The following is a 15,290-nucleotide window of genomic DNA, read 5'->3' on the forward strand; positions in this document are numbered from 1 at the left end:
GGAGAAGTCATGGCCACAAAAAGTAAGTCGCATCCCGCACTTGACGCGATCCACAAGTCTGGCGCGACGAAGGTGAAGGTCGCCGTATCGGACATTGATGGCATCCTGCGCGGCAAATACCTGCACAAGGACAAGTTCTTTGGCGCTGCGGAGAGCGGCTTCGGTTTTTGCGATGTCGTGCTGGGCTGGGATTCTAGCGACAACTGTTACGACAATGCAAAGCTGACGGGTTGGCAACACGGGTTTCCGGACGTCAATGCGAAACTCGATCTCGACACGCACCGTCAAGTGCCTTGGGACGGCGGCGTCGATTTTTTTCTGGGTGAATTCGTGAAAGCGGACGGCAGCCCTTATCCCGCGTGTCCACGGCAAGTCTTGAGAAAAGTGCTGAAGCACGCGGAGAAACTTGGCGTGCAACCCATGTGCGGCCTCGAGTTCGAGTGGTTCAATTTTGCCGAGACGCCGCAGACATGGGCGGCCAAAAAGGGTGTTGGCCCGGAACCCATTACTCCCGGCATGTTCGGCTATTCGCTGCTGCGCATGAATCACAGCCAGGAATATTTCAATGCGCTGATGGATGAAATGCTGGCGTTCCGCGTACCGATTGAAGGCTTGCATACGGAGACCGGTCCCGGCGTTTTCGAGGTGGCCATCATGTTCAGCGAGGCGCTGGAAGCCGCCGACCGCGCCATCCTCTTCAAGACCGGCGCGAAAGAAATCGGCGCGAGTTTCGGCATCATGCCGAGCTTTATGGCCAAGTGGAGTGCGCAGTATCCCGGTTGCAGCGGGCACATTCACCAGAGCCTGTCTGACGGCAAAAAGAACCTGTTTTACGACGCGAAGAACGACCGTTCCATGAGTAAGCTATTTGAAAGCTATCTTGCCGGGCAGGTCGCCTGTCTGATGGAATTTGCCCCGATGTTCTGGCCAACCATCAACAGCTACAAGCGGCTGGTGGACGGCTTCTGGGCGCCAGTCAAGCCGACGTGGGGACTGGACAATCGTACCGCGAGCTTCCGCGTCATCGCCGGCAGCCCCAAGGCCACGCGCCTCGAAACACGTTGTCCGGGTGCTGACATCAATCCCTATCTGGCCGTCGCCGCGGTTATTGCCGCCGGGCTGCATGGCGTTGAGAAGGGCCTGAAGTTGACGACACCTCCGATCACGGGCACTAATCAGGGAGCTGAGAATATTCCGCGTGCGCCACGCACGCTGATTGAGGCAACTCGCAATTTCCAGAAATCCGCTATTGCCCGCGACTGGCTGGGGGATGATTTCGTCGATCACTTTGCCGCCACCCGCGAATGGGAATGGCGCCAATGGCTGGATTGCGTGACCGATTGGGAACTGAAACGCTACTTCGAGATCATCTGATGACTATCACCAAATTTTCCTTCCCCACCACCATTCACTTCGGTCCTGGTGCCCGCAAGCTGGTCGGCGAGCATTTGAGCAGCATGGGCTTGATGCGGCCGCTGATCGTGACCGACAAAGGGCTGGCGGCTTTGCCACTGATCGCGGAAATGCCGGCCGCGTTGAAAGCCGACGGATTGTCCCCTGCCGTATATGCCGGTATCTGGGGCAATCCCACCGGCAGCCAGGCAATGAACGGTGCTGCTGCATACAAGACCCACAATGCTGATTGTGTTGTCGGTATAGGGGGAGGGGCCGCACTGGACGTAGCCAAGGTCGTCGGCCTCATGGCGACCCACCCTGGCGACGTGATGGAGTATGTCTGGGATCATTCGCAGGTGCGCGATATCAATCGACCGTTACCGTACTTCATCGCTTTGCCCACGACTTCCGGTACCGGCAGTGAAGTTGGCCGTAGCAGTGTCATCAGCGAAGAAGACACTCATGTCAAACGCGTCATTTTCTCACCGCAGATTCTGGCGAAAGCTGTGTTCGCCGACCCGGAACTTACGCTCGGCCTGCCCGCGCATGTCACGGCGGCGACGGGCATGGATGCGCTCACCCATAACGTAGAGAGTTACCTTTCCCCTGCGTACCATCCGCTGTGCGACGGCATTGCACTCGAAGGTACGCGCATTGCAGCGCGTGCGCTGGTGACCGCCGTTCGCGAACCCGGCAATGTTGATGCGCGTGCCGACATGATGATGAGTTCCATGATGGGGGCCATCGCATTCCAGAAAGATCTGGGTGCCGTGCATTCCTGCGCGCACGCACTGGGGACCGTGTGCGATTTACATCACGGCCTTGCCAACGCGCTCATGATCGATACGGTAATGGCGTGGAATTTTGAGGCGGTGCCGGCAAAGTTTGACGAACTTGCACATGCTGCAGGCGTCGAAGGGGGTGGCGCTGCATTTGTGCCGTGGCTCAAAAGCCTCAAGCAACAAGTCGGCATCGCGTCGAACTTGTCCGCGGCGGGTGTCACAGCCGAACACATGCCGCGTTTGGTGAAAATTGCTACGAGCGATATTTGCCATCAAACCAATCCGCGGCCGTGTACGTCCGCCGATTTTGAACGACTCTTCACGCAAGCTCTCTGAGCAAGACTGGACTTATGAACAAACTGAGCATTTTCAATCCCGCGACGGGTGCGCTAATTGTTGACGTCGACGCCGATGACGCCGCCAGCGTGGCGGAAAAAGCGGCGCAAGCGCGCGCCGCGCAACCGCGCTGGGCGTCTACGCCGCTCGCGGAACGCAAGGCCTGCATCGTGCACTTCCGCGCGTTGCTTTTGGAGCGCATTGATTCACTCGCACACACCCTGAGTTCGGAAGTCGGCAAGCCGATCAAGCAATCCCGCAACGAGATTAACGGCCTCTTGGGCCGTATCGACTTCTTTCTCTCAGAAATGGAATCTGCGATCAGCCCTGAAACGGTGATGAGCGATAGCGGCATGACGGAGCGTATCACCCATGAACCGCTTGGCGTGATCGGCAATATTTCCGCCTGGAATTACCCCTATTTTGTCGGCGGGAACGTATTCATTCCGGCCTTGCTCACCGGGAACGCTGTTTTGTACAAGCCCTCTGAATTCGCCACGCTTACGGGCTGGCATATTGCGCGGCTTTTGCATGAGGCCGGGATTCCCAAAGACGTCTTCATTCCCCTGATCGGCTCAGGCGAGGTTGGCGCCGCATTGCTCGACCAGAAGCTGGATGGTGTTTACTTCACCGGCTCCTACGCAACCGGCATGAAGATCGCAACGATTGTTGGCCCGCGCATGATTCGTTTGCAATTGGAACTGGGCGGCAAGGATCCGACATACGTCCGTGCTGACGCCGATGTAAAGAACGCCGCCGAATCGCTGGCCGACGGCGCGATGTACAACACCGGGCAAAGCTGTTGTTCGGTTGAACGCATCTATGTGCACCAGAGCATCTATGACGCGTTCGTCGATGCGTTCGTTTCGACCGTGCGGGGATTCAAGTCCGGCGACCCGATGGATGACGCAACCTACATTGGCGCCATCACCCGCGCTCCCCAGCTCGATGTCCTTGAACACCAGGTTGCGGACGCCGTGAGCAAGGGCGCTCGCTTGCTGCTGGGGGGGCACCGTATTCACCAGCCCGGCAACTGGTTTGAACCAACCGTGTTGGCGGATGTAAATCACGACATGGAACTGATGCGCGAAGAGAGTTTCGGTCCCGTCATCGGCATTCAAAGTGTCGCCGATGACGACGAAGCCGTTAGTCTCATGAACGATACCCGCTACGGCCTCACGGCAGGCGTGTACACCCGAGATGTCAAAACCGCCGAAGCCTTGCTTGCACGCGTGAATGCCGGTTCGGTCTACTGGAACTGCTGCGACCGCGTCAGTCCGCGCCTGCCATGGTCGGGGCGCGGCGACTCGGGAATCGGACTTACGCTATCCACCTACGGCATTCAGGCGTTTACGCGGCCAAAGGCCTGGCATCTACGTCAGCCATGACCGCAGTCGGAAACAGGCGGCTCGCACTTTTCGATCTCGACAACACCCTGCTGACGGGCGACACCGACGCGCTGTGGTGTAACTATCTGATCGAGCAGGGCCGGCTCGATGCGGCAACGTTTTCGGCCGCCAACGCCGATATGGAACATCGTTATCGTGCAGGTCAGGCCAGCGCGCAGGATTTCTGCGCGTTTTACGTCTCGCTGCTGAAAGGCATCGCGCGCCACGAAGGTGAAATACTCCGTCGCCGGTTTTTCGATGCATCCATCCGGCCGCGCATCCCGGATGATGCACGCGCCATCGTTGAAAACCATCGGGCACTGGGTGACGTGCTGATTCTTACCACCGCCACCAATCGTTTTACGACTGAACTCACGGCGCGCGACCTCGGCATTGAGAATCTGATCGCAATCGAAGTGGAGACGGTTGATGACATCTTCACAGGAAACTCCGTCGGCGTACTCAATATGCGCGAGGGAAAAGTGACCCGGCTGGCGCAATGGCTTGACGCAAGGGGCTGGTCGCAATCGCTCATCAAGGCAGCGACCTTCTACAGCGATTCGATTAACGACTTGCCGCTGCTGTCGGCAGTGGCAAACCCGGTTGCTGTGGACCCGGATCTGAAGCTAGCGCAAGAAGTAAAGGCGCGGGGTTGGCCGACGTTGCAGCTTCGCAGGGAAAAGTGAAAGTCTAGCACTGGCGCGGCGTTCCAGGCGTTTTGCCGCCAAACGGCAAGCTGGATGCGGACTTTGCCATTTCGCACATCATTACACAGTGGGGCAGACTGCAAGAACGACAAAGCCCGCACGACGCGGGCTTTGCGCTTGCTGGTCTCGCGGCGGATCAGGCCGCGATAGCTTGTTTCAGCTTCAGTTCCGAGCACGCCTTCTGGATACGCCGGCATGCTTCTTCGAGCAACTCCGTCGATGCCGCATACGACACCCGAAAATGCGGTGAAAGCCCGAACGCGGCACCATGAACGACCGCGATGCCCTGTGAATCCAGCAGGTAGTTGATCACGTCTTCATCGTTCTTGATGACTGAGCCTGATGGTGTCGTTGCACCGATCAGCCCGGCACAACTCGGGTACACATAGAACGCGCCTTCGGGAGTGTGGCAATTGAGACCGGGCGCCTGGTTGAGCATGCGCACAACGAGGTCACGGCGCTGCTTGAAAACGGCGTTATTTTTCGGGATGAAATCCTGGGTACCATTCAGCGCCTCCACGGCGGCCGCCTGGCCAATGGAGGAGGGATTGGATGTCGACTGCGATTGCACGTCGCCCATCGCCTTGATCAGATGCTCGGGACCACCCGCGTAGCCAATGCGCCATCCGGTCATGGAATAAGCTTTTGACACGCCATTCATGGTCAGCGTGCGGTCGTAAAGCGACGGCTCAACCTGCAATGGGGTAAAAAACTTGAAATCGTCGTACACCAGATGCTCGTACATGTCATCGGTGAGCAGCCAGACGTGCGGATGGCGCACCAGTACATCGGTGATGGCTTTCAGTTCCGCGTAGGTGTAGGCGGCGCCGGAAGGATTGGACGGCGAATTCAGCAGCAGCCATTTGGTTTTTGGCGTGATGGCCTTTTCCAGATCGGCGGGATTCAGCTTGAAGCCGGTTTCCTGCGTACAAGGCACGATCACCGGCTCACCCTCGGCCAGCAGCACCATTTCCGGATACGACACCCAGTAAGGCGCCGGAATGATCACCTCATCGCCGATGCAAAGCGTAGCCATGAAAGCGTTGTACAGGACCTGCTTGCCACCCGTACCGACCGTGATTTGCTTGGTCGTATAGGTGAGTCCATTCTCGCGTTTGAACTTGGCAACAATGGCTTCCTTCAACTTGGGCGTGCCGTCGACGGCAGTGTATTTGGTGTCGCCGGCCCGGATCGCATTGATGGCGGCTTCCTTGATGTTGTCCGGCGTATCGAAATCCGGTTCACCAAAGGAAAGGGCGATGACGCTCCTGCCTTTCGCCTTCATTGCGGCGGCTTTGGCGGAAATGGCGATGGTCGCGGAGGGTTTGACGCGTGAGAGGCGGTCGGCGAGGAAAGGCATGTCAGTGTCCCAAAGTTCAACCGCAATTATTGCGGTGCACCATGATTATACGACGACTCGAAACGCCGTGAATGGCAAGGGGAACGATACCCCTGTGTGGCATAATTCCCCCTTGTAAATCTCAGAAATAACATGCGCATTCTTCTCTCTAACGACGACGGCTATTTTGCCCCCGGGCTGGTCGCGCTGCATCAGGCTCTTTCCCCATTTGCCGATATCACCGTGGTTGCACCGGAACGCGACAAAAGCGGGGCCTCCAATTCACTGACGCTTGATCGGCCACTCAGTATCCGCAAGGCGCCCAACGGCTTCTTTTTCGTCAACGGCACGCCCACCGACTGTGTGCACATGGCGGTTACCGGCATGCTTGATTTCACGCCGGACATGGTGGTATCCGGTATCAATTCCGGCTCAAACATGGGCGATGACACGATTTATTCCGGGACCGTGGCGGCGGCGACCGAGGGTTTCCTGCTGGGTGTGCCGTCAATTGCCATCTCGCTTGCGGGTCATGAAGCGAAGCACTATGAAACGGCGGCGCGCATTGCGGCGGAATTGGTGCAGCGTCACAACCGCGTGGCGCTGAAGCCACCGGTACTGCTGAACGTGAATGTTCCGGATGTGCCTTACGAACAACTGGCCGGTTACGAGATTACACGCCTTGGCAAACGTCACAAGGCCGAGCCAGTCGTAAAAACCACCAACCCGCGTGGCGATATCGTTTACTGGATCGGCGCTGCCGGCGCGGTCGCCGATGCCGGGCCGGGAACCGATTTCCACGCGACCGCGAGCAAGCGCGTCTCCGTCACGCCCTTGCAGATGGACCTCACCAACTACCAGCAAATGAAATATGCCGCGGAGTGGGTTATCGCATGAGCGGTCCGGTATCTAGCACGACCGGCAGGTTTCAGGGCTCAGGCATGACGTCCGATCGCACGCGTGTACGCATGATTGAGGCGTTGCGCAAAGGCGGCGTCAAAAATGAACGGGTGCTGAATGTGATGGCGGAAGTGCCGCGTCACGTATTCATCGAAGAAGCCTTGCAGGAGCGCGCCTACGAAGTCGACAAGGCCTTGCCGATCGGACACGGACAAACAATCTCGACGCCAGAGATTGTCGCGATCATGACCGAGCTATTGTGCGAGAACGGCACCCCGAAAAAAGTGCTGGAAATCGGCACCGGCTGCGGCTACCAGACCGCCGTTCTCGGCAAGCTCGCCAAAGAGGTGTACACCGTTGAACGCATTGCGCCGTTGATGGACAAAGCCAGACGGACCTTGCGCGACTTGCGTTACTTCAATGTCATCTTCAAGCATGCGGACGGCCATTTTGGCTACCCCGATGGCGGCCCGTACGATGGCATCCTGATGACGGCAGCTGCCGGCTACGTGCCCGATGAATTGAAGCAACAAATGGCGGTGGGTGCGCGCATGGTATTGCCGGTGGGACGCGACGGCGAATTGCAGAAGCTCTATGTCATCGACCGGACGGCAGAAGGTTTCACCGAAAAAATTGTGCACGATGTCAGGTTCGTTCCGCTGGTTCCGGGCATCGTATGAAAGAGGGTTCCATGGTTATCGTTGAAAAAATTGTTCGCCATGCAGGCATGTCGATCCTCATTGCGATGCTCGCCGCCTGCGCGGCGAACCGTCCCGCACCGGTCAGCGACGCGCGCCCTTCACCCGCGCCGGGATCAACGCTTTCCGCCGGCGCACCGACCGGGGCGAGCACGCTTGTCGCGGTGAAGCCGAGCGATGGCGAAAGAGTCCACGTCATCCAGAAGGGCGAAACGATGATCAGCATCGCGTTGCAGAACGGACTGGATTATCGCGAACTGGCGGCGTGGAACAACATTGAAAACCCCAACGTGATCAAGCTGGGCGAATCGTTGCGTCTCACCGCGCCAGGCGCGCCGGTGATCGTTGCGGGTTCCGCGCCTCAGCCAAAACCTGGCGAGCCGGTGGCGACCCCACTGATTCTCACGCCGATGCCGATGGCAGCGACGTCATTGAACACCGACAAGCTAAAGTCTGAGCCCAAGGCGACCAAGTTGCCTTACAGCGACGCGGCCTACGCAGGCCTTACGGCAGAAGCAGCCGTTACCGTGGCAGGCGTGCCGAACGGATCGGCGAGTGTTGCAACGAGTGCTGCAGCGAGTACTGCGGCGAGTACTGCAGCAATTGCTCCTGTGCCCGTCGCAAGCACCCCAGGCACCACCGCCCCGGTGACTGTCGCCGCCAATGATGACGTGGACTGGGCGTGGCCGATCCAGCCGCAGCCCAAAGGAAAAATCATCGCCAATTTCACCGACGCCAACAAAGGCATAGATATCAGCGGCGCGAAGGGTTCGCCCATCGTCGCATCGGCCGCGGGAAAGGTCGTCTACAGCGGCGCCGGGCTGCGCGGCTACGGGCGCCTCGTCATCATCAAGCACAACAATACGTGGCTATCGGCTTACGCGCACAACGAAAAAATCCTGGTGGCGGAAAGCCAGAGCGTCAAGAAAGGCGAAAAGATCGCCGAGATGGGCAATTCCGATGCCGATCAGGTGAAGCTGCACTTCGAGATTCGCAAGCAGGGGAAACCGGTGGATCCGGCGAAGTTGTTGCCGAACTGATATTGCGATGCGCGAGGCGACTTCGGTGATTCGCAATATCGCCTCGCTGGTACTTTTCGGATTTGTTTTGGCGGTCTGTGCGTCGGCGATTGCGCAGGCACCGGTAGTGATGTGGAAGACTGCCCCAGCGGCTACGGAACTTGGTGGACGTAGTCTAAAAAATTACTTTCCGGAGCAGAACCTGCCCTACGGAAGAGTATTTCATTTGGACGCGAATGGAAACTCGTATGTCGCGGGATCAACCACCATCGCGGGCAATCCAAATCCCAACTTCATTACCATCAAATATGACGCCGGTGGCAACGAAATCTGGCGCAACGTTTCTGACGGCTATTTTGATGATCGAGTCACTGCATTGTCAGTTGATGGCGCAGGCAACGTTTACGTGCTGGGTGTTCAGGGCTATACACTCCAGAGTCTTCAACGCCTCTTGTTGATCAAGTATGCACTGGATGGAATCGAGTTCTGGCGAGCCACGTCATCGCTTAGCGACAATACGCTCGCGCTGGCGCTGGATGTTGTGGGAAATGCGTATGTAAGCGGTACCCGGCCTCAGGGTAGCCAAATTACGTTCAAGTTTTCTGCGGTTACCGGTGAAATGTTGTGGAACAAAGAAATTGCGAGCGGTGCGGTCAATCAGCCGAAAACTCTTGCCGTGGATGCGGCGGGAAATTGTTTCGTCGTGGCAAATACCGGGCCAAGCTTGGGCAATTACAACTACGTAACAGTGAAATACAACACCGATGGCACCCAACAGTGGAGATCACCACTCTCGCCAATTGCTGGGGTGAGCGGTAATCAGGCCTATGCACTCGACGTAGATGCGAACGGCATCGTTTATGTTGCAGGAATGACTTATGTCGCGTCTGCCCCACCGAGCGCGACAGATGTTACTGACTTTCTTGTTGTCAAATATGGCGCGAACGGAGGGGAGCTCTGGCGCAGATCCTTGAATACTCCCGTTGAATATTGGAACAGTGCCCGCGCGATCGCGCGGGATAACGTGGGAAATATTGTTGTTTCCGGGTTTCGCCACAATATTCCAATCGGTGACGTGGATTTCATTACCGCAAAGTTTGATCCAGCGGGCAATCTATTGTGGCAGGTAATCACCAGCGAGCCGGGCTATACGTTGGAGTTTTGGCCTGTGATTGCGACCGATCAAAACCAGAATATCTACATCACTGGGAACACCGAGAACGTTGGTGCCGGTGTCAGCACACCAACCTACCGCGGGGTGACATTCAAGTACAGTCCGAATGGTGTTGAACAGTGGCGAATGTTGATCGAGAATCAGACGAGCCTACAGATTAATACAAGCCATGGGATCGCGCTGGATGCAGCACGAAATGCCTATGTTGTCGGCAACAGTTCGAACCGTGATGGCTCGCAGAGCATGATGACAGTCACAAAATACTCGCAGAATGGCGCTACCGTCCCCAATTCACCAGTAATCACATCCGCAACGGTGGGCATTGGCTCTGTGCAGATCCAGTTCACGCCGCCGGTCTCGAGCGGTGGCTCACCCATTCTTCAATACCTTGCCCGCTGCGGCACGACAAACGCAGTTATCGGTCCGGCTTCACCCTTGACCGTGCCCGGACTCTTGGTCGGCGTAACTTACTCCTGCACTGTCGTGGCCATGAATGCCCTCGGCAACAGTGCAGCGTCGTCACCGGTATCCGTGAAGTGGATCGTGGCGCCATCGGCACCTTCGAATGTCACGGCCATCGCTGGAGACGCGCAGGCGCATATTGGCTTTTCGGCGCCGTCATCAGATGGCGGTTCACCGATTGTGACTTACACCGTGAGCTGCAATCCCGGTTCAATCAGCGGCTCGGGCTATCTGACTCCGATAACAATTAGCGGACTTGCAAACGATCAATCGTATGCGTGCAGCGTCGTTGGCAGCAACGCCTTTGGCGACGGCCCTGCCTCCGACGCGGTGAACGTCACTCCCGCGGCGGCGGCACCCATGAACTTGATTGCCGCGGAATCGAGGAAAACGCACGGCCCGGCAGGTGCCTATGGAATTCCGCTGCTCATTTCGCCACTGACCACCGACCCCATTACGGTGGAACCGCGCCGTGCCGGTGCAAGCCACGAAATCGTGTTTCGCTTCAGCCGGCTGGTTGCAGCTCCTGGTTCTGTGTCGGCGCTGGATGGAAACGGGGCAGCGGTGCAGGCGATGATTGCCGGCTATTCGGGCAACGATTTGCGTGTCGCACTCGCAGGTTTCGCCGACAATTCCCGGGTCTCGATATCGCTGACGGGGATTAACGACTCGTTCAGCACGTCAGCGTCGATCGGATTTCTTGCCGGCGATATCAATAATTCGTACGCGGTTAACGCCAGCGACATCAGCGCGGTGAAAGCGAATATCGGCAAGCCCTTGACACCCGCGAACTTCGTGTTCGATCTGGACGCATCGGGCGCGATTGACTCAGCGGATGTCTCGATCGCTAAAGCGCGATCAGGCTTGACAATTAGATAGCAAACACAAGTACTGGCGCGCCTTTCCGGACCTTTCTGCCCGGAATGCCGCGCCAGCGCTTGACTTTCGCTGTGTTACGCAGCCAGAAGGGCAATCTCTCCCTCAGTCATCCTGACCAACTGCCACTCGGGCATGATCGTCGCCCCGAGCGATTGGTAGAACTGGATCGATGGTTCATTCCAGTCCAACACCCGCCATTCGAAGCGACCGCAATTGCGCGCTTTCGCAAGACCCGCGAGGTGCTTCAAGAGCGCTTTGCCGTAGCCTTTGCCGCGTGCGGCGGGAATGACGAACAGGTCCTCCAGATACAAGCCGGGCTGGCAGAGGAAGGTGGAAAAAGTCGTGAAGTACAGTGCGAATCCAATGGGCTGGCCATCTTCCTCGGCGATCACGCATTCGCAGGAAGGCCTTGTACCAAATAGGGCCTCGTGCATCATCGCTGCGCTGCCGGTGATCATGTCCTCCAGTTTTTCATAGATGGCCAGCTGCCGGATGAGGTCCATGATCACGGCAACATCGTTCGGCGTCGCGGGGCGAATGCGGAAATTACCGATGGGTTTCAAAATATGTTTTTCCATTCGCGTATGACGGCAAATATTTCGTTGTCGCTCCTGAGTGCGTGGCCGGCACGTTTCCCGGCGGTGGCGATTACCGCGCCGGCATCCCAGCGCAGGAAAGGGTTGGTGGCAAGTTCGAGCGCGATGGTGGACGGCACGGTCGGTTCATTACGATGGCGCTTCGCCGCGCAAAATGCCTTGCGCAATTTCAGGTCGGCATTGTCAGGTTCAACCGCTTCGGCGAACTTGATGTTCGCCATCGTGTACTCGTGCGCGCAGTAAACTTTGGTGTGCCCCGGCAGGCGCTTCAGTTTCGATAGCGAATCGGTCATCTGCGCGGCCGTGCCTTCGAACAGTCGCCCACAGCCGCATGCAAACAGCGTATCGCCACAGAACAGCAGATCGTGCCCCACGTAGGCAATGTGTCCCGCGGTGTGGCCGGGCACGTCAAGTACCTCAAACTTCATCGCCAATTCGGGCAGCGAAATGCAATCGCCTTCACGCAGCGCGTGCGTACGCGCCGGGATGCGCTCGTTCGCCGGACCAAAGACCGGAATCGATCCGCGCAACTTTAACTCGTCGAGAATAGCGTCGACGCCGCCCACGTGGTCCGCATGATGATGTGTGCAGAGAATTGCGGTGAGCGTGAGTTGGCTGGCGGCCAGATAGTCGAGAACCGGTTGTGCATCGCCGGGATCAACGACCGCGGCGTGGTGCCCATCGTGGATGACCCACAGGTAGTTGTCGGAAAAGGCGGGGACCGGGTGGATGTGAATCACGGATATTCGATTAAAATAAAAACATGGTTCATTCAAGCGCAACGTTGAGTTTACACGAGTGGTTTCTTTCTCCGCTTGGCGAGTATCTGCTGGCGCGCGAACGCGCCTGGCTGGATGAAGTGGTACCGGACATATTCGGATACCATGCCATACAACTTGGCCTGCCACAGTTCGATCTGTTGCGAGAATCGCGAATTGCCCATCGCGTTACGGTGAATCCGGATGGCAATGCGGACATCCTGGCGCAGTGGTACGAGCTGCCGTTTGACACGCAGAGTGTGGACCTGTGCCTGCTGCCGCACGTATTGGAATTCACGCAAAACCCGCACGAAGTGTTGCGCGAAATCGATCGTGTCGTTCGTCCCGAAGGTCGCATTCTCATTCTTGGCTTCAATCCCTGGAGCCTGTTCGGCACGCGACGCCTGTTGTCTTCGAAGGGTTTTCCGTGGCAAGGACATTTTGTCTCGCTAGTGCGCATGAAAGACTGGTTGCAGCTGCTTGGTTTTGAGCCGTCTGCCGGCAGACTGACCTGTTACATTCCGCCTTGCGAATCGATGATCTGGCAAAGGCGCTGGAGGTTCATGGAATCGGTCGGCGACCGCTGGTGGGGCGTGGGCGGCGGTGTTTACATGCTCGAGGCCATCAAGCGCGTCCAGGGCATGCGCCTGATCGCACCCGCATGGAGTGACCAGAAAATCAAAGAACGCAAATTTGCGGTGGCCGCGAAGCGCGAGGGTTCGTCGCTGACCGAGGCGTCACGCTCGGCGGCGCATTTGCGACTCGTCAAATGACCGGCAAGCCGGCTTCGGTGCGGATCTACACGGACGGCGCATGCAAAGGCAATCCGGGCGTGGGTGGCTGGGGTGCGTTGCTGCAATTTGGTTCCACTGAGAAGGAATTGTTCGGCGGCGAGGCCCACACTACCAACAATCGTATGGAGTTAATGGCGGTGATTGAAGCCTTGCGTGCGCTCAACCGCACTTGCCATGCGCTGGTCTACACCGATTCGTCATACGTGCAAAAAGGTATCAGTGAGTGGATCCACGGCTGGAAGCGTAACGGCTGGAAGACATCGGACAAGAAGCCCGTGAAGAATGCCGATCTTTGGGTCAAGCTCGATGAGCTTGCCCGCCAGCACCATGTGGACTGGCATTGGGTCAAGGGGCACGCCGGACATCCCGAGAATGAACGCGCTGACCAGCTCGCCAACCGAGGCGTGGAAACCATGCTGATAAATAAATGAGCCATCGATGACAAGACAAGTCATTCTCGATACGGAAACCACCGGCCTGGATCCCTCACAGGGACACCGCATCATTGAAATCGCCTGCGTGGAAATGATCAATCGGCGTCTCACGCGTAACAATTTTTACAAGCGAATCCATCCGGAGCGGGCAATTGACGAAGGTGCCACGCAAGTTCATGGCATTACGCTGGAAGATCTGGAGAACGAGCCCAAGTTTGCAGAAATTGCCGATGAGTTTCTGGCGTATGCGCGTGGCGCCGAACTTGTCATCCACAATGCGCCGTTCGACGTCGGGTTCCTGAATGCGGAGCTCACGCGGCTGAAGAAACCTCTCATTGGGGAAATCTGCACGGTAACTGACACGCTCGCAATGGCGCGCGACCTGCATCCGGGCAAGAAGAACTCACTTGACGCATTGTGCGATCGTTACCAGATCGATAACAGCGCGCGAACGCTTCATGGCGCGTTACTCGATGCCGAGTTGTTGTCTGATGTTTACATAGCCATGACCCGCGGTCAGGATAGTCTTGCCATCGGCCTTGAATCGAGCAACGGTACTCACGGCGGCGGCAATGGCGTACTGAATCAGGATCTTGTGTTTGAACGTCCTCCTGCGTTGAAGGTGTTATGCGCAGACGCGGAGGAAGTGCGCTTGCATGCCGAACAGATTGGACGCATCAACAAGGCCAGCGGTGGCAAGGCAGTCTGGTCCATACTGGACGATGCGTGAGGTGCTGCGTTGAGGCTGAGGGAGGGTTTCGGACGACGGGAGCCCATGCTATACTTCGCCGGATTTTGCATAACGCTCCACGGTTTTCCACACGATTTGCCACGACAGGGGACGCATTTTTCGCCCCTTACTCGCTCAATCTTTTCCTGAAAAACATGAAAAAAATTGCCCTTTCGCTGATCGTCAGCGCGTTTCCATTGTTGGCACTTGCCCAAGTGCCGGTGGCCATTCCGAAGGGCGACGCGGTTGTCGGCAAGGGCAAGGCTGTCGCGATCTGCTCCGGTTGTCATGGCGTGCCTGGCATTCGTACCGCCTATCCGGAGGTCTACAACGTTCCCCGGCTTGGCGGGCAGAACGCGGATTACCTGGTGACGGCGTTGCGTGCGTATCGTGCCGGGGATCGCTACAACCAGACCATGAAGGCCCTCGCGAGCGCACTGACGGAAAAAGAAATCCTGGACATCGCCGCCTACTACGGCCAGAAATAGTCGGCCAGACATCGAGACAGAGATACCGAAATGAAAATAATCAATATTCTTATTGCCCTTGCATTGTGCACACCACTCTCCGTCATGGCCGCTGGTGATGCAGAAGCGGGTGCGAAAAAATCTGAAACCTGCAAGGCTTGCCACGGTGAAGGCGGCGCCAAGCCAATTCAGTCAGACTATCCGGTACTGGCGGGCCAGCATCAGGACTATATCGTTGCCGCGCTCAATCAGTACAAATCCGGCAAGCGCAAGAACGCGACAATGAACGGATTTGCCGCGGCGCTGAAGCCTGAAGATATTCGCGATCTGGCCGCATTCTTTTCGTCGCAGAAATCTGATTTAAAAACGAAATATTGATTGCGCGCCAAATCCAAAGAAAAGCCCGCAAACGCGGGCTTTTTTTTCGGGCGC

General features: G+C 57.4%; 16 protein-coding genes. 13 read left to right on the forward strand and 3 right to left on the reverse strand.

What is annotated here, in order from left to right; translation table 11 throughout:
* Positions 1 to 9: 9 nt before the first annotated feature.
* From IPP88_12625 to IPP88_12640, 4 genes are read left to right on the forward strand one after another with little or no spacing between them, the layout of a single operon-like run.
* The gene (locus IPP88_12625; protein MBL0123531.1) at positions 10 to 1,374 is read left to right on the forward strand and encodes a glutamine synthetase; all 1,365 of its coding nucleotides are present in this window, start codon (positions 10 to 12) and stop codon (positions 1,372 to 1,374) included.
* Positions 1,374 to 2,513 (forward strand): iron-containing alcohol dehydrogenase, encoded by a 1,140-nt coding sequence (locus tag IPP88_12630; protein ID MBL0123532.1) that lies wholly within the window; start codon positions 1,374 to 1,376, stop codon positions 2,511 to 2,513. Before IPP88_12625 ends, IPP88_12630 begins: the two co-directional genes overlap by 1 nt.
* Positions 2,514 to 2,527: 14 nt before the next feature.
* Positions 2,528 to 3,901 (forward strand): aldehyde dehydrogenase family protein, encoded by a 1,374-nt coding sequence (locus IPP88_12635; GenBank protein ID MBL0123533.1) that lies wholly within the window; start codon positions 2,528 to 2,530, stop codon positions 3,899 to 3,901.
* Complete coding sequence (locus tag IPP88_12640) at positions 3,898 to 4,587, forward strand: HAD-IB family hydrolase (GenBank protein MBL0123534.1); 690 nt, start codon at positions 3,898 to 3,900, stop codon at positions 4,585 to 4,587. Before IPP88_12635 ends, IPP88_12640 begins: the two co-directional genes overlap by 4 nt.
* Before the next feature lie 157 nt (positions 4,588 to 4,744).
* Here IPP88_12640 and IPP88_12645 read toward each other — a convergent pair whose 3' ends face one another.
* Positions 4,745 to 5,968, reverse strand: coding sequence for a pyridoxal phosphate-dependent aminotransferase (locus tag IPP88_12645; GenBank protein ID MBL0123535.1), 1,224 nt, complete (start codon positions 5,966 to 5,968; stop codon positions 4,745 to 4,747).
* A 132-nt stretch (positions 5,969 to 6,100) separates the two neighbouring features.
* On the opposite strand from IPP88_12645, the gene surE reads away from it, so the two are divergent.
* From surE to IPP88_12665, 4 genes are read left to right on the forward strand one after another with little or no spacing between them, the layout of a single operon-like run.
* A complete protein-coding gene (surE, locus tag IPP88_12650; protein MBL0123536.1) occupies positions 6,101 to 6,844 on the forward strand; it encodes a 5'/3'-nucleotidase SurE in 744 nt (247 codons plus the stop codon).
* Between the two features lie 44 nt (positions 6,845 to 6,888).
* The gene (locus tag IPP88_12655) at positions 6,889 to 7,527 is read left to right on the forward strand and encodes a protein-L-isoaspartate(D-aspartate) O-methyltransferase (GenBank protein ID MBL0123537.1); all 639 of its coding nucleotides are present in this window, start codon (positions 6,889 to 6,891) and stop codon (positions 7,525 to 7,527) included.
* A 47-nt stretch (positions 7,528 to 7,574) separates the two neighbouring features.
* Positions 7,575 to 8,585 (forward strand): peptidoglycan DD-metalloendopeptidase family protein, encoded by a 1,011-nt coding sequence (locus IPP88_12660; GenBank protein ID MBL0123538.1) that lies wholly within the window; start codon positions 7,575 to 7,577, stop codon positions 8,583 to 8,585.
* Positions 8,586 to 8,592: 7 nt separating this feature from the next.
* Positions 8,593 to 11,079 (forward strand): hypothetical protein, encoded by a 2,487-nt coding sequence (locus tag IPP88_12665; protein MBL0123539.1) that lies wholly within the window; start codon positions 8,593 to 8,595, stop codon positions 11,077 to 11,079.
* A gap of 74 nt (positions 11,080 to 11,153) precedes the next feature.
* Here IPP88_12665 and IPP88_12670 read toward each other — a convergent pair whose 3' ends face one another.
* Both IPP88_12670 and gloB read right to left on the reverse strand, forming a co-directional pair.
* The gene (locus IPP88_12670; protein MBL0123540.1) at positions 11,154 to 11,657 is read right to left on the reverse strand and encodes a GNAT family N-acetyltransferase; all 504 of its coding nucleotides are present in this window, start codon (positions 11,655 to 11,657) and stop codon (positions 11,154 to 11,156) included.
* Positions 11,639 to 12,412: a hydroxyacylglutathione hydrolase gene (gene gloB / locus IPP88_12675; protein ID MBL0123541.1), complete on the reverse strand. Its 774-nt coding sequence runs from the start codon at positions 12,410 to 12,412 to the stop codon at positions 11,639 to 11,641. Before gloB ends, IPP88_12670 begins: the two co-directional genes overlap by 19 nt.
* A gap of 26 nt (positions 12,413 to 12,438) precedes the next feature.
* Here gloB and IPP88_12680 point away from each other — a divergent pair, with 26 nt between their 5' ends.
* From IPP88_12680 to IPP88_12700, 5 genes are all read left to right on the forward strand, one after another.
* Positions 12,439 to 13,206 (forward strand): class I SAM-dependent methyltransferase, encoded by a 768-nt coding sequence (locus IPP88_12680; GenBank protein MBL0123542.1) that lies wholly within the window; start codon positions 12,439 to 12,441, stop codon positions 13,204 to 13,206.
* Positions 13,203 to 13,658 (forward strand): ribonuclease HI, encoded by a 456-nt coding sequence (gene rnhA, locus IPP88_12685; GenBank protein ID MBL0123543.1) that lies wholly within the window; start codon positions 13,203 to 13,205, stop codon positions 13,656 to 13,658. The genes IPP88_12680 and rnhA overlap by 4 nt, the downstream gene beginning before the upstream one ends.
* Before the next feature lie 7 nt (positions 13,659 to 13,665).
* Complete coding sequence (gene dnaQ / locus IPP88_12690; protein ID MBL0123544.1) at positions 13,666 to 14,391, forward strand: DNA polymerase III subunit epsilon; 726 nt, start codon at positions 13,666 to 13,668, stop codon at positions 14,389 to 14,391.
* Between the two features lie 155 nt (positions 14,392 to 14,546).
* Entirely contained in the window at positions 14,547 to 14,879 is a 333-nt protein-coding gene (locus tag IPP88_12695; protein ID MBL0123545.1) for a cytochrome c, read from the forward strand.
* Positions 14,880 to 14,909: 30 nt separating this feature from the next.
* Positions 14,910 to 15,236 (forward strand): cytochrome c, encoded by a 327-nt coding sequence (locus IPP88_12700; protein ID MBL0123546.1) that lies wholly within the window; start codon positions 14,910 to 14,912, stop codon positions 15,234 to 15,236.
* Positions 15,237 to 15,290: the final 54 nt, after the last annotated feature.

This window comes from Betaproteobacteria bacterium, assembly GCA_016720925.1.
Lineage (GTDB): Bacteria > Pseudomonadota > Gammaproteobacteria > Burkholderiales > Usitatibacteraceae > UKL13-2.